Source organism: Nocardia vinacea, from assembly GCF_035920345.1.
GTDB classification, from domain to species: domain Bacteria; phylum Actinomycetota; class Actinomycetes; order Mycobacteriales; family Mycobacteriaceae; genus Nocardia; species Nocardia vinacea_A.
This window is the reverse complement of sequence record NZ_CP109149.1, coordinates 9132498-9152996: the sequence shown is the minus strand read 5'-3', so window position 1 is coordinate 9152996 and position 20499 is coordinate 9132498. Positions and strand designations below refer to the sequence as shown.

Here is a 20499-nt window from a genome sequence, read left to right as displayed (position 1 = left end):
GGTGCGCGGCGGTCGGCCGCTTCCGTACTCTGGCTTCGACTCCCTCGACGGCCGCGTCCTCGAGAGTGAGCAGTGCTGCTGCCCGCCACCGACTGCAGCTTGCATTTGCTCCCCTGAACAGTCAGCCGATTGTCCACCTGGCTGATGGAACATTGTGTGAGGTTGACGAGAACGGTTGATCGTCCCATAGAGCTGGAGTCGACATCGCTCGACGTCCACCGCCTCAGGAGGGATGACTCGCCGGTGTATGTGCGGGCTGGAAGGCGCCGGAGGTGTGTGACTGCTCGGCCCTGATCACGTGTGTCACCGCGTTGATCAGCGCCAGATGGGTGAATGCCTGCGGGAAGTTGCCGAGATGACGTCCACTGCGCGAATCGATCTCCTCGGCATAGAGCCGCAGCGGACTCGCATAACCGAGCAGCCGCTCGCACAGATGCCGGGCCCGCTGCGCTTCGCCGATCTCCACCAGTGCGGAGACCAGCCAGAACGAGCAGATGGTGAAGGTGCCCTCCGCGCCGGTCAATCCGTCATCGGTGGTTTCGGTCCGGTAGCGCAGGACAAGACCGTTCTCGGTGAGCCGGTCGGCGATCGAGAGCACGGTCGCGCGCACCCGATGGTCGGTGGGCGGCAGGAAGCGGTTCAACACCACCAGCAGCAGAGAGGCGTCCAGGGTGTCGCCGCCGTAGGTCTGGGTGAAGACGCCGTCGGCATTCACACCGTTGGTGAGGATATCGGCCTTGATCTGGTCGGCGATGGTGTACCACTCGGTGGCCCGCTCGTACTCGCCGTGCAGTTCGGCCAGTTTCGCCCCTCGGTCCAGTGCCACCCAGCACATCACCTTCGATGAGGTGAAATGCTGTGGCTCACCGCGCACTTCCCAGATGCCGCGGTCGGGCTCCTGCCAGCGCGCGATGGTCGCCTCGACCTGGCGCTCCAGCAGTGGCCACAGCGACTCTGGCACCTGTTGGCGGGATTTCACGTGCAGGTACACCGCGTCGAGCATGGTGCCCCAGATATCGTGCTGGTCCTGGTTGTAGGCGCCGTTGCCGATACGCACCGGTTTGGCGCCGTCGTAGCCGGTCAGATTGTCGAGCGTGCTCTCCGTGAGGTCGCGTTCGCCGCCGATACCGTAGAGCACCTGCAGCGGAACGGGTTCGCCGTTGTCACCGGTGGTGGCGTCCCTGAGGAAGGCGAAGAAATCGTTGGCCTCGCGGTCCAGGCCGAGGGTGTACAGACCCCACAGCGCGAAACTGGAATCACGCACCCAGGTATAGCGGTAATCCCAATTGCGTTGGCCGCCAGGGGTTTCCGGCAGCGATGTGGTGGCGGCGGCCATCAGCGCACCGGTCGGCGCGTAGGTGAGTCCTTTCAGCGTCAGCGCACTGCGCTGCAAGTAGTTGCGCCACGGATGATCCGGGAAATCGCCGAGGGTGATCCACTGCCGCCAGCATTCGGTGGTCTGCCACATCTTCTGCGCCGCATCCTCGAAGGTGCGGGGCGCGGGCAGCTCCGACCAGGTCAGCGCGACGAACACCTCGTCGCCCTCCTTCATCCTGGTCCTGGCGCGGGCCTCCCGGCCCTCGAGTCCGAGCCGCAGATCGGTGGTCAGCACCAGTGTCGGGCCCACACTCGGATCGGCGGCGCGCACCGCGGTGGCCTCCTCGTACACCTTGCCGGTGTACTCCCAACGGGCCGGGGCGCGGTGGTAATCGAACGCGGGTTCGCAGCTCATCTCCAACTCGACCGTGCCGTTCACACACTTCACCGTGCGCAACAGGACGTGCTCGGCATCCCAGTCCATCGGCGTGCGGCGATGGGTTTTGCTGCGTTGATCGTTGTTGTGCCAGGGACCGAGCACCAACGCGTCGCGCACGATCAGCCAGCCGGTCTCGGTCTGCCAGGTGGTCTCCAGGATCATGCCGCCGGGCAGATATCGCCGTGCCGCGGGCACATTGACCCCGTACGGGCCGATCCGGAAATGTCCGGCGCTGCGATCGAGCATCGCGCCGAAGATGCTCGGCGAATCGGGTCGGGGCACGCACATCCACTCGACGCCGCCATTGCTGGCGATCAGACAGCTGGTCTCACAGTCGGACAGAAATGCGTAATCGTCGATCGGCGGATAGGTGGCGTGCTGACGCACCGCACTCAGCTGACTGAGCACGGGCAGGTCGGCAGGCTCGTCGACGGTCAGATCATCGGAAGACGCCATACTTCATCTTCGGTCCGTCCGCGTCCGGCGTCCACCGAGCGCGCGAAACCCGGCCCACGCGGTGCCGACGGCGCGGCAAATTCAACACGGCTAGGCTGGTGCCGTGCATCGGATCGCAGGATGGTGGGACGGCTTCGAGCTGTGGGTCGCGGGTTTGCCGTTCATCCCGCAGTTCATCGTGGTGTTGGTCGGCATGGTTCCGGTCAGCTTCGCCATCGCCTACCTGCTGGACCGACTGCTGCGGGTCTCGCTGCAACTGCTCGGCCGTAATCGCGCGTCCTCGACGACACTCACCGCCGAGGACGTGGTGGGCCCCGAGCCCGCCCTGATGCCAGAGCCGATCGCGCCGCCGGTGGCGGTGCGCGAGACCGCGCAGAGCGGGGCGCGTTGATGCCGCGTTCCCGCGTTCAGCTTGCCTTGGTCGCCCTGCTCGTGCTCGTCGTCATCGCCTGGCTCGTCACCCGCTAGCCGAATAGTCCGCGCCGATCGTTTACTTCTTTGCCGATCTTGGGGCGGGCTCGCAGACCTCAGCTCATCACGAAGCCCGTAGCGCGCTCTGGATTGGGTACGGTCCTACCGATGCGGCCACGCTGCGTCTGCCTACGCGGCCGCGCCGCGAGTTGCCTACGCGGCCGCGCTGATCCCGTCGGCCTCCGCGCGCAGCCCACGCAACCTGCCGAGTTGCACATCTACATCGGCGATGCGTTCCTCACGGTGATCGCCGTATTTTCCATAGGCGACCTCCGCGACACGCAACCGTTCGTCTGCGGCGCGGAGTACATCGGTGGCGATATCGGTGAAGTGATCGCGCAGCGTGCGCTGCATGGCGCGCAACCGATTTCGCGATTCCTTACCGACCTGGAAGATCACGTCGTCCATCAGTCTGGCCACCGAAACCTTGGCCTCGGCCTGACGGCGCTGCTTGCGCGCCTTGCGGTCGTCCCACAGCGCATTGGCGCCGAGCAGCAGCGCGGCGGCGGCCGAATACCAGTTCACCAGTGGCATTTTCAGCAGACTGGTGAGCACACCGACCATCAGAAGACCACCGTAGGACCCGCGCATGACGGTCAGGAATTGGCCGAGCACACCGGCTTTCCCGCTGATCAGCGGATCCAACGGCGCGACCTGGTCGAGCACTTCACCGGGATTTTCCAGGCGTAGGTCCGGTAGCGGCGGGGCGCGGTGATCGGCGGGGAATTTGGCGGCCACCTGTTCGGACAGTTCCACCGCCCGGTAGTGCGCCACCACGAAATTCTCTTCGACGGCCTCGCAGATGCGCGCATCCAGATCCGCGCCGAAATCCTGCCAGCGGCGGGCCGGATCGGTGTTGACGATCTCGGCCTCGGCATCGCGCACCAGACTGCGCAGCCGGTGCCGCAGGTCGTGTTCGATATCGGCCATCAGCTCGGTGCTGCCGTCGCCGAGGGTGACCTGCCAGTTGGCCGAGCGCTGCCGCAGTTGGTCGGCCTGGTCGCGGGCGGCGACGAGTTGTTCGGTGATCTCCACCCGGCGGCGCGGATCGCGCAGCGCCTCGGCCTCGGTCCGCAGGGTCACGGCCAGGTGGTCGGCAACCAGGCGGATATCGTTGGCCGCGGCTTCCAGCACCAGGCTGTCGGCCCTTGCCAGCACATAGTCACGTAGATGGTCGACCAGTTGCGGCACGCCGGATTCGATATCGCGCTGATAATTGCCCGCCTGCAGGTGTAGCAGCGCGGAAACCGGCGCCACCGCGAAACCGAGACCGGCCGCGTCCAATAGCTCGCGATTGCGCTGCTGGGTGTGCTGCCAGTGCGGGTGCAGGTCGATCTTGTTCAGCGCACAGACAACCGTCGGACAGAGCTGCTGGATGCGCTCGAGGTAGCCGATCTCTTCCGCACTGAACTCGGATCCGGCGTCACCGACATAGAGCACGGCATCCGCGGCGGCGATCATCGACCAGGTGGTGTGATCGTCGCCGTTGCCGCCCGGTGCGTCCATCAGGACGAGGCCCTCGGCGAGCAGCGGGCTCGGCTCGGTGAATTCGGCGCGGATCACTCCGTCAGCGGCCAGCGCGGGCCCGGGGTCGAGCGGATCGACGGGCTGACGTTCGATCCGGCCCGCCCCCAGCGACTTCACCAGCACGGCGGTCGGCTCCGGTCCGAACTCCGCGATCACCGGCACACTCAGCGCACTCTCGGTGGCGCTCACCCGCGCCCCGATCAAACCGTTGACCAGGGTGCTCATACCGTTCTTCGCGGCGCCGACGACCACCAGGCGCACCCGTGTGTCACCGACCCTGGCCCGAACCATACTCAGTCGGCCACCCAGGTCTTGCCGGCCCGCGGATCGGGTCATCTCCTGCAGTTGATCGAGGATTCCGATGACTGGCGCCATCGCCGCCGGATGTTTCACCGTGGCGGCCTCCAGCCCGGCTGCGGCAGACAACCGCTCCTCCTAACTGTCGTACGAATATCGCGTTCGACGATGACATGCGCCGGCGCGACAGATGCGCGCGACCCCCGTGCGGCTCCTAGATCAGGGTGATATCCAGGCCCGCCACGAGGTGGTGGCCGTCGTCTACACCCGGATCGGGCAGCAACGGGGTGGACAGCCCGGCGGCCATGAGGGTCAGTGCCGTGTGATCGGGCTCGTATACCGGGTGCGCGAAAGCAGCCGGATCGCTGAATTCGGCGGCGATCGGGTGCGCAGGCGGCTTCATCGGGGTGACCGGCGCGGGCATCGTCGGCGCGGGCACGTGCGGCTGCTGAGTCGGGATCGGTGCCGGGGAATTCGCGGTCGGGATATCGATATCAGCGGTCGGCGCGACCGTCGGTGCGGAGTGGGTCACCGTCGGCACCGATACGGTCGGGACGTCCACGGTCGGGTCGTCGATTTCCGGCTGGGTGGTGTGCGTATTCGGGGCCGAGTTGCCACCCGTTCCGCCGTTGACGGTGCTCGGGGTGGTCCCGCCGTTGTGACCGGTGCTGGTTCCGCCACCGTTACCGGTGCTCGGGATCGTCACATCGTCGTCGTCCGGAGTCGTCGGTGTCGCGGTGTGGGTCGGTGCGTGCGTGGTGGGAGCCTGTGTGGTCGGCGCGTGGGTCGCGGTCGGGATCTTCGTCGTCCCGGTGGCATCCGTGTCCGGAACAGTGGTGTGGCCGGGCTTGGTGCTGCCCGTATCGGGCGTCTTGGTCGGATGCCCGGTGGTGTTGTCGCCGGGGATCGGCACCGTCTTGGTGACGGTGGTCGGGGTGTTCGTCAGCGGCGTGGTGGTCGAAGGCGAATCGTCGACAACGACCGGATGCTTCGCCGGAACGGGCCTCGGCTCGAACAGCGCGGGCACCGTCGCGGCGGGCGCGGTCAGCGGCGACGGACCCGCCGGGGCGACAAGGACGTTGGCGACCGGGGTGCTCGCCGCATCCGGCTGAATCGTGGTCTGCAGCGGGGTCGCCGCAACCGGCGCTGCCACCGCAGCGGGCGCGACGACCGCGGGGGCCACCGCTGCGGGTGCGACGGCCGGTGCGACCGGAGCGGGCAGCGGCGCCGCGAACGGCTGCACGGGCTGCACCACGACGGGCTGCACGGCCGAGTACTGCGGGACGGATCCACCCGCGGGCTGGGTGCCGACCGGGTTGGCCGTGCCGTTCGTGCCGGCATTGTCGAGACCGGAACGTCCGGTGGTGCCGGGGGTTTGGCCGAGCCAATCGGAGAACCTGTCGAGATTGTCGCCGACCCGGCCCGCGCCGACCTCGACCTTCAGCGCACCGTCGACCTCGACCTTGGACTGCGTGGCGAGGTACATCCCGTTCGGTCCGACACTGAAGTCCACTTGGAGTTCGGTGTGCAGGCTGAAAGCGGCTTCGGCATTGATGAATACGCCGACCGCATCCGGGCTGCCGACACCGTGGTACATGTCGGCACCGTGGAATGCGTCGCTGCCGTGGAACAGCTCACCGCTGCCCCCGGTCGCGCCGCTGTGAAACATGTTGCCGCCGTAAAACGGAACGTTGCTCGCGACCGCATCGCCGTCGTCGGCACTTTCGGTATCGCTGCTCACCGACTCGCTGATGGCCGTCCCCGACGTCGGAACACGGGGCAGGGTAAAGGGATTCGAACCCGGAGCGAGGAAGCCGTTCGGGTTGGGGAGGTTGAAGCCGTGGCCGCCCTGACCGAAGTCGAGTCCGGGCAGGTTACCGAATCCGCCGGGCACGTGTCCGGTACCGAGATCGAGGCCGGACTGCGGTGTGTCGCTGTGCAGATCGAGTCCGGACCGTTCGCTCTCGGTTCCGAGCGCCAGACCGGGCTGATAACTGCCGTACCCGGTGTTCTGCCACGGCTGCGGTGAATGCTGCTGCGGCACAGGCCCGATGTACACGCCCGAATTGGGCACATTCGGGATGGTGAACGGCGCGTTGACGCTCACATCGCGCGGGGTCGGCGTCGACGAATGCAGTGGTGCGGGCGGTGTCGAATTCGGGTCCGGATCCGGGAAGGTGACCACGGGGCTCGGCGCGTCCGCATCGGGGTCGCGGGTGTAGGCCGAAGTCCAGCTGTCGAGCCGTTGCCCGCCGGGATGGACGGGTGCGGTACCGCCATTGGTGGCGACCAGCGCGCCGCCGGTCACGTACGCGCCCGCCCTCGCTACCCGCGCGACGCCGGTGGCAACGCGATAGGCGGTGTCGCCCGCACGGTCGTCAGCGTCGGTGGCATCGCTGCCGAAGGGCAGGTCACTCGTCATGCAAGCTCCACTCTCAGGTTTCCAGCATCCTCACCACGCCGGGCAGACCGAGTGAAGATCACCTAACGATATTCCGGAAAACCCAACTGTCACATTCTGCAGGTCCGCAGAGCATACGACTGTGACGAGCAACATAACCTTGCCATTGGAGAAACCAGAACGGAAGCCCTGTTTCTGCGGGCACCCAGAACTGGGGACCGATGCTGCCGTTGGACCTGATCAAGCGCTCCGGGCGCGCGCCACGCGGCGGCTCGAAACCGTATCGACGAGACTAACTTGTCGGCGGCCACCCGTACACCCCGAAGTTCGATGCGCTGCAAGAGATTTCTAACGATTGCTCAAGAGACGGTGAAGTTCGGCACCCTAGCGTCGGTCTCGCCGGGACAACCCGGTATCGACGCGAAGGAGATCGCATCATGACCGCACCCCTCGGACGCGGCCGAGCCCGCATTGTCACCATCGTCGCCGGTACCGCATTCGCCGCCGCCGCCGGCGTGCTGGTCGCGGGCGGCGCCTCGGCCCAGCCGCCACTGCCGCCGCTGCCTGCGCCGGGCGGCCCGAGCGTGACGTGTGTGCTGGACGGTCCCGGCGATACGCATGTCGTGATCCAGCGCAGGCCGGGTCAGGAACTCGCCGTTCCGGCCACACCGCTGCCGCCGGGTGTCGCGCTGCCCGACTGCCCGGATATCGATCCGTCCGGACCGGTCATCGTCGGCCCGGGTGGTCCGCAGGTGATGATCGGACCCGGCGGGCCCGGCGTTGTGCACGTCCACCCCGCGCATCCGGCTCCGACCGGCAGCAGCGGCAGCTGACCGAGCAGCGGCTCTATCGTGACCCCATGACGGCAGCGTCGGGCAGCGATTCGATGAGGGGTGACGGGTGACGGGTGGACACCGCATCTTGGTCGTGGACGATGAGGTTCGAGTTCTCGCGTCGCTGCGGCGCGGGCTCGAGCTCTCGGACTTCGAGGTGGTCACCGCGGGGGACGGCGCCGAGGCGCTATCGATGGTCCGCAGCGCCGAACCGGACGCCATGGTGCTCGATGTGAATATGCCGAATCTCGATGGGGCGGGCGTGGTTACGGCATTGCGCGCGATGGGCAACGACATTCCGATCTGCGTGCTGAGCGCCCGCACCGCGGTCAGCGATCGCATCGCCGCCCTCGAACGCGGCGCCGACGATTACCTGACCAAACCGTTCGACCTCGGCGAACTCGTCGCCCGCCTGCATGCGTTGCTGCGCCGTCGGCCCGCGCTGATCCGGCCCTCCGGCGATGACCAACGCCAGGTCGGAAAGGTGCGGATCGACCCGGCCGGACATCGGGTGTACGCGAGCGGACAGCAGGTGGAACTGACCAAACGGGAATTCGAGGTGCTCGCACTGCTCGCCGAGAACATCGGCATCGTGCTCAGCCGCGAGCAGATCCTTTCCGCGGTCTGGGGTTACGACTTCAGCACAGACACCAATGTGGTGGATGTGTTCGTCTCCTACCTGCGGCGGAAGTTGGAGGCGCACGGTGCGCCGCGGGTGATACATACCGTGCGAGGGGTGGGTTTTGTACTGCGGGAGGAAGCGTGAGCGAGGGTCGGCGTGGAACGCGTAGGCCGCAATCGACCGGCAACGAGGTGGGAGTCATGCGTGAGCTTCAAGTGTCCTCGCGAAGAGCGGAGCCCAGCGTCGACGAGGCCGAATCGTGAGTGAGCTTCGGCGAGAAAGCCCAACGACGCAGTGCGCCCTTGCGCACGGCGGAATCCAGCGCAAGCGAAGTGAAGTCATGAGCAAGTACCCATTGCCCTACGGAGCCGGACGGTGAGGGCGCCGAAGGTGTCGTTATCGTTGCGCGCCCGCGTGGCACTGGTATCCGGGCTCGTCGCCGCGCTGGTGGCGATCACGCTCGGCATCGCCTATACCGCCCTGCTCGACGCCACCGGATCTCGACAGTTCGACGAGACCGTGTCGACGATGGGCGTCGCGGTCGTGCAACGGTTCGATGCGCCACCGCACGCGGCCATTCCGGCACTTCCGCCACTTCCGCCGCCGCCACTGCCGGGACCCGCGGTATCCGGGCCGGTACTCATCGGCCCCGATGGTGTCCGCACCACTGTGGCGGGTGCGCCCGGTTTGGTGGTCCGGCTCGATCCCGATCGCGCACTGGTTGATTCGGCCATCCGCCGCAGCCAGCTGATCGGCATCGCGATCGGCATCGCGGGTGTGCTGCTCGCCGCACTGCTCGGCTGGTTCCTGGCCGGTTACGCCGCGCGGCCACTGCGCAGACTCGCCACCGCGACGCACGGCATCGATACCCTCGAGCAGCTCCCTCCGCTGAGCGGTCGCGGAGCCCGTGAAGCGGAAGAACTATCCGATGCCATCAGCCGCATGCTCGCCCGACTCGAGGCGGCGCACGGTGCCACCAATCGCGCACTCGCCAGTGCCAGGGACTTCGCTGCGGTCTGCGCACATGAGCTCCGCACACCACTCACCGCGATGCGCACCGACCTGGAAGTCCTGGCCACCAAAGAATTACCCGCTGAACAGCAGCGCGCGGTACTCGCCGATGTCCTGCTCGCCGAGCGCCAGATCGAGAACACTCTGACCGATCTGGAACAACTCGCCGTCGGCGAGCTCACCGAATCCGATGCCTTCGAACCCTTCGAACTCTGCGAAATCCTCGACCGCGCAGTACAAGACGCGCGCCGCCGACACCCCGAGGTCAGCATCGATCTCACCGAATGCACCCCGACAACGCTGACCGGCCTACCCGGCGGCGTCATGCTGATCGTCACCAACGCGGTCGCCAACGCCGTACAGCACGGTCATGCGCGCACCATCACAGTCGCCGCCCGATATTGCGATCCGCGCACCGCTGATGCGAACCCAGCCGATCTGAACGTGGCTGGCCCGAGCCCTGACAATCCGAGCACCGCCGGAATGAGCCCTGCTGATGCGAAGCCCGCCGATGCGACCGTGACTGATCCAAGCCCCACCCATCCGAGCACGGCCGGTACAAGCCGTATCCGCGCGAACTCTGCCGATCCGAGCATTGCCGGAATGAGCCCCGTTGACGCGAACCCAGCCAATCCGAAAACTTCGGATCAGCACGCCGACGTGCGCCCGGCCATTCCAAATACCTTCCGCCACAACGCTGCCGACGCAACCGCCGGAGTCGAGATCATTATCGACGACGACGGCACCGGCATCCCGGAAGCCCTGCGTGCCAACGCCTTCGACCGTTTCATCAAAGGCCCCGGCTCCCCCGGGTCCGGCCTGGGCCTCGCTCTCGTCCGCCAACAAGCCGAACTGCACTCCGGCACAGCCGAACTCGACCAGAGCCCGCTCGGCGGCGTCCGTCTGCGCGTGCGAATCACCGCATCCGCTTCTTGAATTCAGCGAATCCAGTCCAGTAGCGGCGCGGTATCGAGTGTGACACCCACCGGTTCCGGCAACGTCACCTCGAGGCCGATCGCATACCGGTGCACATCGAGGTACTGGTCACCATTCGGCCCCGCTCCGAATCCGCGCGAAATCATGCACACACGGCTACAACCGTAGCCACTGGTTGTCGGCCAGTCCGGTTGTCCGCGACCGGCCTATTTCTGGCCCTTGGGTTTATCGGAGGCGGCGTCGGAGGAGAGGGCGGCTACGAAGGCTTCCTGGGGGACGTCCACGCGGCCGATGGTCTTCATGCGCTTCTTGCCCTCCTTCTGCTTCTCGAGCAGTTTGCGTTTACGGCTGATGTCACCGCCGTAGCACTTGGCGAGCACGTCCTTGCGGATGGCGCGAATGTTCTCGCGGGCAATGATTTTCGAGCCGATGGCGGCCTGGATGGGTACCTCGAACTGTTGACGCGGGATGAGTTCGCGCAGTTTGGTGGTCATCTTGTTGCCATAGGCTTGGGCGGCGTCGCGGTGCACGATCGCGCTGAACGCGTCCACCGCCTCGCCCTGCAGCAGAATGTCGACCTTGACCAGATGCGACTCCTGCACGCCCGACTCCTCGTAGTCGAGGCTGGCATAGCCGCGGGTGCGCGACTTCAGCGAGTCGAAGAAGTCGAAGATGATCTCCGCCATCGGCATCGTGTAGCGCAGTTCGACCCGGGTCTCGGACAGATAGTCCATGCCGCCGAGTTCGCCGCGGCGCCCCTGGCACAGCTCCATGATCGAACCGATGAATTCGCTCGGCGAGATGACGGTGCACTTCACCACCGGCTCGTACACATGGCGCACCTTGCCCTCCGGCCAGTAGGACGGGTTGGTGACAACGTGCTCGCTGCCGTCCTCCATCTCCACCTTGTAGACCACGTTCGGCGCGGTCGAGATCAGGTCCAGATCGAATTCGCGCTGCAGGCGCTCGCGGGTGATCTCCATGTGCAACAGGCCGAGGAAGCCGCAGCGGAATCCGAAGCCGAGCGCCACCGAGGTCTCCGGCTCGTAGGTCAGCGCGGCATCGTTGAGCTGGAGCTTGTCGAGCGCGTCGCGCAAGTCCGGATAGTCCGAGCCGTCGACCGGGTAGAGACCGGAGTACACCATCGGCCGCGGCTCGCGATAGCCGGTGAGCGGTTCGCTCGCACCGCCGCGCGCGGAGGTCACGGTATCGCCGACCTTCGACTGGCGCACATCCTTCACGCCGGTGATGAGATAACCGACCTCGCCGACGCCGAGGCCCTGGGTGGGCTTGGGCTCCGGGGAGACGATGCCGACCTCGAGCAACTCGTGTGTCGCACCGGTGGACATCATCTTGATCTTCTCGCGCGGAACGATCTTGCCGTCCACCACGCGGACGTAGGTGACCACGCCGCGATAGGTGTCGTAGACCGAGTCGAAGATCATGGCGCGCGCGGGCGCGTCCGAATCGCCGACCGGCGCGGGCACCTGCTTGATGACCTCGTTCAGCAGCTCCGTGACCCCGACACCGGTCTTACCGGAGACCCGCAGCACGTCATCGGGTTCGCAGCCGACGATATGCGCGATCTCGGCGGCGTAGCGGTCCGGATCGGCGGCGGGCAGGTCGATCTTGTTCAGCACCGGGATGATCGTCAGATCCTTGTCCAGCGCCAAGTACAGATTCGCCAGCGTCTGCGCCTCGATGCCCTGCGCCGCGTCGACCAGCAGCACCGCACCCTCACACGCCTCGAGCGCACGTGAGACCTCGTAGGTGAAGTCGACGTGGCCGGGCGTATCGATGAGGTGCAGCACATAGTCGGTGCCGTCGACCTGCCAGGGCAGCCGCACATTCTGTGCCTTGATGGTGATGCCGCGCTCGCGCTCGATGTCCATCCGGTCCAGGTACTGGGCGCGCATCGCCCGCTCCTCGACCACACCGGTGAGCTGCAACATGCGGTCGGCCAGCGTCGACTTGCCGTGGTCGATGTGCGCGATGATGCAGAAGTTCCGGATCCGGGCGGGATCGGTGAACGTCGTGTCGGCGAAGCTGGCGGGCACTCCACTCCTCATGGGTATCGGCAAACTGCCATCCATCGTCCCATGCGCGAGGTAACGGCACTGTCAGCGGTTCACCGTTCCGCGTTCCGTACCACTTTTCAGCCGCGGTAGCCGGTGCCGGGGATGCGGTGCGTGTAGTCGGCGCACAGGTAGGTCTCGGGTACCTGCTCGGTCACCGGCACCTCGAAATAGTCGTCCTTGGTGCGGACCGCGAGGTACTGGTCCTTGGCATCGCGATGACACCACATGCCGGTGAGGCCGTGGCCGTACGGCGAGTAGTCGGAGAACAGGCAGGTAATGCAGGAGAGCAGGCGGATGTCGTCCGGGAACTGTTGTCCGAGCCGGAACAGCGCGTCCTCGAAGTATCTGTCGGTGCCCTGGTAGGTCAGCCCGTCGATGTCGATGGCGAGTTCGAGCGACTCCCCCGCGCCGCCGGGCGGCAGGGTCAGCCGGAAGTGGATCACACCGGGTTGGCGCTGTTCGTGCACCTGCACCGAGCAGGGCAGTTCGCCGGAGAATGCGCAGCCCGAGATGGCATCCCACTGGTCGACGGGCAGTCCGACCCGAAGTGCGGCGCCCTTGTCATAGGGGCCGAGCGCGTCGAAGTCCGGACCCGCCACCGGAACGCCACGGATCACCGTGCGGATATCGAACCGGTTCGCACCCCAGTGCCGCGATGGCCCGATCCGCCACATGATGCGCTCGGTACCGTGCCCGTCGGTGTAGGTTCCCGGAAAAACCTGCGGCTGCACAGCTGAATCCTTCTCCCGCGACGAATTTCCCGACTCTAACGGAGAATTCACCGTATTTTCGGCGGGTGGAGAAATTGGTCTTCGTCCTGCGCCGATCCGATGCCGAGGCGACCGAGTCGTGGTGCGAATCGCTGCGCACCACTGTGGCCGCGCGCCTGGTCGACCTCGGGGTTGCGGGTGTCACCGTCTATGTCCGTGATGCGGCGGTCCAGGCCGCGCTGATGCGAATGGTGACGCTGGACCCGCCGATCGCCGCGGCGGTCACGGTCTGGGTCGAGCAGAGCTACGGTCCCGAGGCCACGGCCGCGGCGGATATCCTCGCCGAATTCGCGACCGTCGCACACGGCTATCTGGTGACCGAGTCGGTGCCGCTGCGGCTCGACGATTCGGTCCCGACCCGCACCGAGGGGTTCGGCAATCTCGCCTTCCTGCGCCGGCCTGCCGAACTCACGCAAGCGGAATGGCTGAGCGACTGGCAGGGCCGGCACACCGCCGTGGCCATCGAGACGCAGTCGACGTTCGGCTACACGCAGAACGTGGTGGTCCGGGCGATAACCCCGGACGCGCCCGCCATCGATGCCATTGTCGAGGAACAGTTTCCGGCCGCGGCGCTCACCGATCCGCTGGTCTGGTACGGCGCGCGCGACGCGGCCGAGTTCCAGGAACGGGTGCGACGCATGTTGGATTCGGTCGCGCGGATCGGCGCCGATCGCGACCTCGATACCGTCTCCGCCAGCAGATATCCGGTGCTGCAACCGTTTTCGACACGGACGAAGCAGCGGACCGGCGCATGATGCGCGAACTCGCCCTACCGGGCGGTAAGCAGTGCTGATGAGAATGCGAGATCGCGCCGTTACCATCCAAGGATGGCCCGAACTTGGAACACGATCGGCAAGCAGCTAGGCCTCATCGCGAAGGAGCAGGGTCCCAAGATCGTCAAGCAGCAGGGACCGAAGCTGGTGGACAAGCTGCAGCGCTCATCGCTGCTCGAGCGCGCGGTCGGGTCGCTGGCGACACGTAAGGCGCCCGCGGTCGCGATCCGGCCGACCGCCTCGCCCCCGGTACCGACCGCCGAGCGGGCCAGGCAAATCGTCTACTGCCCGCAGCTGGACGGTCGGGCCGATCCGGGCGAAATCGTGTGGACCTGGGTGCCCTATGAGGAGGATCCGAATAACGGCAAGGACCGCCCGGTGCTCGTCGTCGGGCGCGACCGCCGGACCCTGCTCGGGCTGATGCTGTCATCGAATTCGGAGCGCGCGCACGACCGTGACTGGGTCGGAATCGGCAGTGGCAGTTGGGATCACGAGGGCAGGCCGAGCTGGGTCCGCCTCGATCGAGTACTCGACGTCCCGGAGGACGGCATTCGCCGCGAAGGCGCGATCCTGGCCCGCAAGACCTTCGACTTGGTCGCCCACCGCCTGTGTGCCGAATACGCTTGGCACTGAAAGTCGCCGGGCCGCCAACGCGACAACTGGTCTCGCACGTGCATGGGTAGCTCGCCGGGTACGCGCCGGCTCAGCCGATGACCTGCCCGCCGGTCCGCAACGCTACTCTCGCGGCACTCACTGATCGGCCTGAAGATGCGGAGAGGCGGTCAAGACACCATTTCCCGGGAACGGCCGAACAGCAAGCCGTAGACCAGCGCGCCGAGTACGCCACCGATGAGCGGGAACACCACGAAGACCCAGACCTGCGGTCCCGCACCGTTCTGATAGAAGGCAACGGCGAGGCTGCGGGCCGGATTCACCGAGGTGTTGTCCACCGGGATCGAGATCAGGTGGATGACCGCGAGCGTGACGCCGATCGACAGGCCGGCCAGCGGAATATCGGAGATCTGGTCGGTGGAGGCCAGCACCACAAATACCAGCAGCGCGGTCAACATGACCTCGATGATGATCGTCGCGGACAGGCCGTATCCGTTCTCGATCACCACCTGTCCGAGCGGACCGCGCACCGCGGACGGACTGTGCTTACCCCAGCCGTTCGCCCCGAGCCCGTCGACCGCGCGATCGTAGGAGGGCAGGTTCTTCGCGATCGCGAACAGCACGAGTCCGGCCAGGAATCCGCCGATCAGCTGCGCGATCACATAGCCGACCGCGGAGATCACCGAAAGCCGGCCGAGCAGCAACTGCCCGAGGGTCACGGCCGGATTCACATGGCAGCCGGAGATCGGCCCGATCGCGTAGACCAGGAACAGCAGGGAAAGGCCGAAGGCCAGTGCCACACCCAGCGGCCCGACGCGTTGACCGGCCAGTACCGCGGTACCGACACCGCTCATGACCAGGACAAATGTGCCGAGCGCCTCGGCGGCCCACTTCTTGGCCTCCGGCGTCGGCTCCAGTTCGGTGACTTCCTCGACGACTTCCTGAGCAGTGGGAGACATACACGCCACCTTCCGAGAGGATCTTCCCCGTGTGCACGGGGTGCTGGACCTGCTACGAAAATCACGGCTGATGTGAAACTGGACGTTACGCGAGACGGGGGAGCACTACAACGCTGACCCTTTCGAGCGACCCGCAAGCGATCGCTACGGCTGGCCCTTTCGAGCGACCCGCAAGCGATCGCTACGGCTGGACCGAGCTAGGCGAGCCGGGTTATCTCCACGACAACCTCCAGATCGGTCGAACCGCCACCGGAGAAAATGCCCTTCAGCGGCGGCACATCAGCGTAGTCGCGGCCGACGCCGACGGATATGTGCTGTTCGTTGATGGCGATATTGTTGGTCGGGTCGTATCCCCACCAGGCACCGGTCCAAGCCTCGATCCAGGCGTGCGACTGTCCCGCGACCGTCGTATTGATCTCGGCGGCCGGATTGGGGTGCAAATATCCGGAGACATAGCGGCTCGGAATCCCCATGCTGCGCAGTAGGACCAGAGTCAGATGCGCGTAATCCTGGCATACGCCTTGACGTTCGGCGAAGGCCTGCACGGCCGAGGTGTGCACCGAGGTGGTACCAGCGATGTAATTCATTTCGCCGTGCACCCATTCGGCCGCGCGCACAACAGCTTTCGCGGGTGGCACACCGCGCGCGAGCTGTTTCGCGATCGCCGCCAGCTTCTTGTCCTGCGGTACATAGACGGTGGGCGAGAGCATTTCGTCGAAACGGTCACCGTTGTGTTCGGAGTGCAACTCCTCCCAGGACAACTCCTCGGCCGGACCGGCGAACGGTTCGGTCTCCACCACCGAGGATCCGGTGACCTCCAATTCGGTGTGCGGCGCGTGCAAATCGAAGGAGGTGACCGCGGTGCCCCAGTAGTCGGTGTAGCGATAGGACCGGGTGGATGGCACCGTCTCGACCCGATTCAGGATGACGTTCTGCCTGCTGTCCGCGCGCGGAGTGAGCCGAGCCTCGTTGAACGACCGGGTGACCGGGGAGTCGTAAACATAACCGGTGGTGTGCACCACCCTGATCCGCCAGCTCACAGCTCTCCCTCCACCTGCGCATGGTTATCGTGACTGCTGCGCAGATCGGTCCAGGCCACCCACGGCGCGGCGTGGAAGTACTGCAGCGCGATCGCCTCGCTGACCTCGCGACAGGTCTTCTGCAGCGAAAGCAGGCGATTCTGCAGATCCTCCAGCAGCGCACCGGGCGGCAGGAATTCCAGTTCGCTGCGGGCCCTGCCGAGCAGCCGCTGCGCCTCGTGTCGCGCGCCGACCCGGCTGCTCGGGCGCTGATCGAGTTCGGCGAGGCAGGCCTCGGCCACCCGCACCGAATGAAACACCGAACGCGGGAAAAGCCGGTCCAGCAGGATGAATTCGGCGACCAGATTGGCGTCGAGCGCACCGCGATGGGTGCGCAGATAGGTGTCGTGCGCACCGGCCGAGCGCAATACGGTCACCCACGCCGGTGACGAGGTGCGATCACCCGCGCGCGAAAGCAGCAGGCGCACGGTCATATCCACGCGTTCGATGGACCGGCCGAGCAGCAGGAAGCGGTAACCGTCGTCGCGGCTGAGGGTGGAGTCGGAGAGTCCGGCGAACATCGCCGCCCGCCCCTCGATGTAGTGAAAGAACTCGTGCGGGCCGAGACTGCGGGCGGCCTTCTCGGTGGCCGTGAGCCCGATATAGGTGGCGTTCAGGCACTCCCACATCTCGCTGGAGGTGACTTCGCGTGCACCCCTGGCGTTTTCGCGGGCATTCGCGATCGAGTCGACAATGGAATTGCCGTGGTCGTGACTGAAGGCGACCAGGTCGGTGACCGACCAGACATCGAGTTCGACCTCGGGCGGTTCGATTCCCAACACTCGCAACAGAACTCGCGAGGTTCGGTCCGGATCCACCGTGGCATCCTCGAGCAACTGATGCACCGCGACGTCGAGGATGCGGGCGGTGTCGTCGGCACGTTCGACGTACCGTCCGATCCAGTACAGGGATTCTGCATTGCGGGCCAGCATCAGCGCATCACCCGCCTAGTCGTTGGTGTTGGCCCGACACGGACTGCTGCTGGATTTGTCCAGGCACACCGAGCTGTTGTCGGTCGGACCCGGGACCGCGCCGCTGCTGTTGACTCTGTCGCATCGATCCCAGCCGCTGCTCCTGTTGTTGCTGCTGCTGTTGCTGATTCGACTGCGACGCGGTCAATTCCCGGCCGAGTTCACGCTGATCGGATTGCGGCGGGTCGCTCACCAGTTCCTCGCCCGCGAGCTCACGGTCGACGGGTGAGGCGCGTCCGGCCAGCACCCAGGTGTCCTTACTGCCGCCGCCCTGACTGGAATTGACGACCAGCGACCCCTCCGGCAGTGCCACCCGCGTCAAACCGCCCGGCAGCACCCAGATGTCGTCGCCATCATTGACCGCGAAGGGCCGCAGGTCGACATGCCGCGGCACCAACTCGTTGCCGATCTTGGTCGGCACGGTGGATAGTTGCACCACCGGTTGGGCGATCCAGCCCCGCGGATCCGACTTGATCTTGCGCCGGATCGTCTCCAATTCCCGTGGCGTGGCCACCGGACCGATGACGATGCCGTAGCCGCCGGACCCCTCGACCGGTTTGATCACCAGTTCGGCGATGCGGTCGAGTACCTCCTCGCGTTCGTCGTCGAGCCAGCAGCGATAGGTATCGACATTGGGCAGTACCGGTTTCTCGGCGAGGTAGTACTCGATGATCGTCGGTACATACGCGTAGGTCAGCTTGTCGTCGCCGACGCCGTTGCCGATCGCGCTGGAGATGACCACGTTGCCCGCCCGCGCGGCATTCACCAGTCCGGCGACGCCGAGCACCGAATCGGGCCGGAAGTGCATGGGGTCGAGGAAGGTGTCATCTATGCGGCGGTAGATCACGTCGACCTGGCGCTCCCCCGCCGTGGTCCGCATATAGACGACATTGTCGCGGCAGAACAGGTCGCGCCCCTCGACCAGTTCCACCCCCATCTGCCTGGCCAGCAGCGAATGTTCGAAGTAGGCCGAGTTGTAGACGCCGGGCGTGAGCACGACGACCGTCGGGTCGGCCTCATTGGGCGCGGCCGAGGCGCGCAATGCGGCCAGCAGGTGGGTCGGATAGTCGCCGACCGCGCGCACCCGGTGCGAGGAGAACAGATCCGGGAAGACCCGCGCCATGGTGCGCCGGTTCTCCATGACATAGGAAACCCCGGACGGTGCGCGCAGATTGTCCTCGAGCACCCGGAAGTCGCCGCGCTCGTCGCGGATGAGATCGATACCCGCCACATGGATGCGCACCCCGTTCGGCGGCACCAGTCCGGCGGCCTCGCGGTGGAAGTGCTGGCACGAGGTGACCAGCCGCTTCGGGATGACCTCGTCACGCAGGATGTTCTGCTCACCGTAGACATCGGCGAGGAACAGCTCCAGCGCCGTCACCCGCTGCTTGATCCCGCGCTCCAGCTTGGCCCATTCGGCGGCCGCGATCACTCTGGGCACCAGATCGAGCGGAAAGGGCCGTTCCTGGCCGGATAACGAGAAGGTGATGCCCTGGTCGATGAAGGCGCGGTCGAGTGCTTCCGAGCGGGCCGCGAGATCGGCCACGTCGATGGGCGCGAGCGCCGAGAAGATTCCCCTATATGGCTGACGCACCCGGCCCTGGCCGTCGAACATCTCGTCGAAGGCGTCCGCGTACCGGCCGGGACGATAGCCCTCGAATAGTCCGGATGTGGTTGCTCTGCCGTTGCCGTTCGCATGCCCGTTCGACCGGACACGGGTCGGCGCAGGTGATCGTGCCGAACGTGGCGGCGAGGCGGGAGTCATGCAAAAATCGTGCTACACGCAGCGTTGATGCCGTGTGAGACGCAGGTAAATTTCTTGCATCACTCCGGGTTTACACCCCCTTACTACGGTCGGTAGCGTTGCCGGTCGAGCCGTTCGCGCGGTGGCGATTTCGCGTGCCGGAGTGGTGGTGATTTCGTGTGCGACGCGGCGGCTGGTACCCTCGATCTTCGGCGTCGCGTTACCTGATTACTCCGGTTTCCAACGCGCGCTCGCGAACTTTTCAGCACAGTCCACCAGCGACAGGAACACGAGGAAACAGGCGTGGCCAACATCAAGTCCCAGATGAAGCGGATCCGCACCAACGAGGCGGCGCGCCAGCGCAACCAGTCGGTCAAGTCCGAGCTGCGCACCGAGATCCGCAAGGTCCGCGAGGCCTTCGCGGCCGGCGACAAGGCGAAGGCCGCCGATCTGATCGTCAGTGCCAGCCGCAAGCTGGACAAGGCCGCCTCGAAGGGCGTCATCCACGCCAACCAGGCCGCCAACAAGAAGTCGGCCCTCGCGCTGGCGCTGAACAAGCTCTGATCACACCGGTACCGCCCGCGGTACCACCCATACGTTGACGCAGCCGCCGTGGCCTCGATGACCACGGCGGCTTTTGTCGTCACCGATCGACTATTGCCAGGATCACTTTTTCGGTCCGGTAGCCTGAATTCAGATATTTCTTCAGCAATTTTTCAGCGATCTTTCGCTCCTACGCCGATGCAGCCCCCTGGGCGTTGAGCGGAATCGTCCCGGCAGGTGCCGTGTCATCGAGACTGCCCTGGGCAAACCGGCAGGAAAGTGGCGCCCCGGCCAACATCCCCAGGTCATCGCCGCATCCCACTCCTCGAAGCCGAATTCGGATCAGGCAGCCACATGTCGGAGGTTCCCGCTACGATTCGGCGCATGGTTACCGTGTACGCCAATCAGACGCCGGTTCGCTCCGAAGATCTGCCGGACATCATCCGCGCAGCCGAGGTTCTAGGCATCGGACTGAAGATCGAGAACGTCATGGTCCCCGATGAGGAAGGCGGCTACTCGCTGGAGTGGATCGTCACCCGGGACGAGGAAATTCCGGTCTACGAGGAGTGGGAGGGCCGGTACGAGGAGTCCGAGGAGGACATCGAACTGGTTCTCAGCTCGGTCGAATAGATCCCTGCGAATCCGCACCCGCACCGAGCG

Annotated in this window: 18 protein-coding genes; 8 read left to right on the top strand and 10 right to left on the bottom strand. The window is 65.9% G+C overall.

Annotation, left to right across the window (positions count from 1 at the left end; all coding sequences use genetic code 11):
• Nucleotides 1-223: 223 nt before the first annotated feature.
• The gene (locus OIE68_RS41405) at nt 224-2212 is read right to left on the bottom strand and encodes a glycoside hydrolase family 15 protein (protein ID WP_327096328.1); all 1989 of its coding nucleotides are present in this window, start codon (nt 2210-2212) and stop codon (nt 224-226) included.
• 103 nt (nt 2213-2315) lie between these two features.
• On the opposite strand from OIE68_RS41405, the gene OIE68_RS41400 reads away from it, so the two are divergent.
• Entirely contained in the window at nt 2316-2603 is a 288-nt protein-coding gene (locus OIE68_RS41400; RefSeq protein WP_327096327.1) for a hypothetical protein, read from the top strand.
• A gap of 233 nt (nt 2604-2836) precedes the next feature.
• Here the strand turns inward: OIE68_RS41400 and OIE68_RS41395 are convergent, their stop codons facing one another.
• Nucleotides 2837-4636, bottom strand: a complete 1800-nt coding sequence (locus OIE68_RS41395) for a hypothetical protein (protein ID WP_327096326.1) — start codon at nt 4634-4636, stop codon at nt 2837-2839.
• Between the two features lie 85 nt (nt 4637-4721).
• Nucleotides 4722-6929, bottom strand: coding sequence for a hypothetical protein (locus tag OIE68_RS41390; RefSeq protein WP_327096325.1), 2208 nt, complete (start codon nt 6927-6929; stop codon nt 4722-4724).
• A 416-nt stretch (nt 6930-7345) separates the two neighbouring features.
• On the opposite strand from OIE68_RS41390, the gene OIE68_RS41385 reads away from it, so the two are divergent.
• From OIE68_RS41385 to OIE68_RS41375, 3 genes are all read left to right on the top strand, one after another.
• Nucleotides 7346-7741 carry a hypothetical protein gene (locus OIE68_RS41385; protein WP_327096324.1) on the top strand — a complete coding sequence of 132 codons (396 nt, stop codon included), beginning with the start codon at nt 7346-7348 and terminating at the stop codon, nt 7739-7741.
• 67 nt (nt 7742-7808) lie between these two features.
• The gene (locus OIE68_RS41380; protein ID WP_327096323.1) at nt 7809-8507 is read left to right on the top strand and encodes a response regulator transcription factor; all 699 of its coding nucleotides are present in this window, start codon (nt 7809-7811) and stop codon (nt 8505-8507) included.
• A gap of 231 nt (nt 8508-8738) precedes the next feature.
• Nucleotides 8739-10310: an ATP-binding protein gene (locus OIE68_RS41375; RefSeq protein WP_327096322.1), complete on the top strand. Its 1572-nt coding sequence runs from the start codon at nt 8739-8741 to the stop codon at nt 10308-10310.
• Nucleotides 10311-10312: 2 nt separating this feature from the next.
• Here the strand turns inward: OIE68_RS41375 and OIE68_RS41370 are convergent, their stop codons facing one another.
• From OIE68_RS41370 to OIE68_RS41360, 3 genes are all read right to left on the bottom strand, one after another.
• The gene (locus OIE68_RS41370; RefSeq protein ID WP_327096321.1) at nt 10313-10456 is read right to left on the bottom strand and encodes a hypothetical protein; all 144 of its coding nucleotides are present in this window, start codon (nt 10454-10456) and stop codon (nt 10313-10315) included.
• 60 nt (nt 10457-10516) lie between these two features.
• On the bottom strand, nt 10517-12403 hold the full coding sequence (gene lepA / locus OIE68_RS41365; RefSeq protein ID WP_419150640.1) for a translation elongation factor 4: 1887 nt from the start codon (nt 12401-12403) through the stop codon (nt 10517-10519).
• A 62-nt stretch (nt 12404-12465) separates the two neighbouring features.
• On the bottom strand, nt 12466-13119 hold the full coding sequence (locus tag OIE68_RS41360) for a DUF6304 family protein (protein ID WP_327096319.1): 654 nt from the start codon (nt 13117-13119) through the stop codon (nt 12466-12468).
• A gap of 65 nt (nt 13120-13184) precedes the next feature.
• Between OIE68_RS41360 and OIE68_RS41355 the strand changes: the two genes are divergently transcribed.
• Both OIE68_RS41355 and OIE68_RS41350 read left to right on the top strand, forming a co-directional pair.
• Nucleotides 13185-13913, top strand: coding sequence for a hypothetical protein (locus OIE68_RS41355; protein WP_327096318.1), 729 nt, complete (start codon nt 13185-13187; stop codon nt 13911-13913).
• Nucleotides 13914-13985: 72 nt separating this feature from the next.
• A complete protein-coding gene (locus OIE68_RS41350; RefSeq protein ID WP_327096317.1) occupies nt 13986-14564 on the top strand; it encodes a type II toxin-antitoxin system PemK/MazF family toxin in 579 nt (192 codons plus the stop codon).
• 149 nt (nt 14565-14713) lie between these two features.
• On the opposite strand, the gene OIE68_RS41345 is transcribed toward OIE68_RS41350, so the two are convergent.
• From OIE68_RS41345 to OIE68_RS41330, 4 genes are all read right to left on the bottom strand, one after another.
• On the bottom strand, nt 14714-15502 hold the full coding sequence (locus tag OIE68_RS41345; RefSeq protein WP_327096316.1) for an aquaporin: 789 nt from the start codon (nt 15500-15502) through the stop codon (nt 14714-14716).
• Nucleotides 15503-15699: 197 nt separating this feature from the next.
• Nucleotides 15700-16542 (bottom strand): transglutaminase family protein, encoded by an 843-nt coding sequence (locus OIE68_RS41340; RefSeq protein ID WP_327096315.1) that lies wholly within the window; start codon nt 16540-16542, stop codon nt 15700-15702.
• On the bottom strand, nt 16539-17513 hold the full coding sequence (locus tag OIE68_RS41335) for an alpha-E domain-containing protein (protein ID WP_327096314.1): 975 nt from the start codon (nt 17511-17513) through the stop codon (nt 16539-16541). The genes OIE68_RS41340 and OIE68_RS41335 overlap by 4 nt, the downstream gene beginning before the upstream one ends.
• A gap of 7 nt (nt 17514-17520) precedes the next feature.
• The gene (locus OIE68_RS41330; protein ID WP_327102003.1) at nt 17521-19167 is read right to left on the bottom strand and encodes a circularly permuted type 2 ATP-grasp protein; all 1647 of its coding nucleotides are present in this window, start codon (nt 19165-19167) and stop codon (nt 17521-17523) included.
• Between the two features lie 432 nt (nt 19168-19599).
• Between OIE68_RS41330 and rpsT the strand changes: the two genes are divergently transcribed.
• The gene (rpsT, locus tag OIE68_RS41325) at nt 19600-19860 is read left to right on the top strand and encodes a 30S ribosomal protein S20 (RefSeq protein WP_327096313.1); all 261 of its coding nucleotides are present in this window, start codon (nt 19600-19602) and stop codon (nt 19858-19860) included.
• Between the two features lie 363 nt (nt 19861-20223).
• A complete protein-coding gene (locus OIE68_RS41320; protein ID WP_040687907.1) occupies nt 20224-20469 on the top strand; it encodes a hypothetical protein in 246 nt (81 codons plus the stop codon).
• The last annotated feature ends 30 nt before the right edge of the window (nt 20470-20499 follow it).

Coding starts and splice junctions, on each gene's coding strand:
- OIE68_RS41405 (WP_327096328.1), bottom strand. CDS start 2,212: ATGGCGTCTTCCGATGATCTGACCGTCGACGAGCCTGCCGACCTGCCC.
- OIE68_RS41335 (WP_327096314.1), bottom strand. CDS start 17,513: ATGCTGGCCCGCAATGCAGAATCCCTGTACTGGATCGGACGGTACGTC.
- OIE68_RS41345 (WP_327096316.1), bottom strand. CDS start 15,502: ATGTCTCCCACTGCTCAGGAAGTCGTCGAGGAAGTCACCGAACTGGAG.
- lepA (WP_419150640.1), bottom strand. CDS start 12,403: ATGGATGGCAGTTTGCCGATACCCATGAGGAGTGGAGTGCCCGCCAGC.
- OIE68_RS41330 (WP_327102003.1), bottom strand. CDS start 19,167: ATGTTCGACGGCCAGGGCCGGGTGCGTCAGCCATATAGGGGAATCTTC.
- OIE68_RS41390 (WP_327096325.1), bottom strand. CDS start 6,929: ATGACGAGTGACCTGCCCTTCGGCAGCGATGCCACCGACGCTGACGAC.
- OIE68_RS41350 (WP_327096317.1), top strand. CDS start 13,986: ATGGCCCGAACTTGGAACACGATCGGCAAGCAGCTAGGCCTCATCGCG.
- OIE68_RS41320 (WP_040687907.1), top strand. CDS start 20,224: ATGGTTACCGTGTACGCCAATCAGACGCCGGTTCGCTCCGAAGATCTG.
- OIE68_RS41385 (WP_327096324.1), top strand. CDS start 7,346: ATGACCGCACCCCTCGGACGCGGCCGAGCCCGCATTGTCACCATCGTC.
- OIE68_RS41370 (WP_327096321.1), bottom strand. CDS start 10,456: ATGATTTCGCGCGGATTCGGAGCGGGGCCGAATGGTGACCAGTACCTC.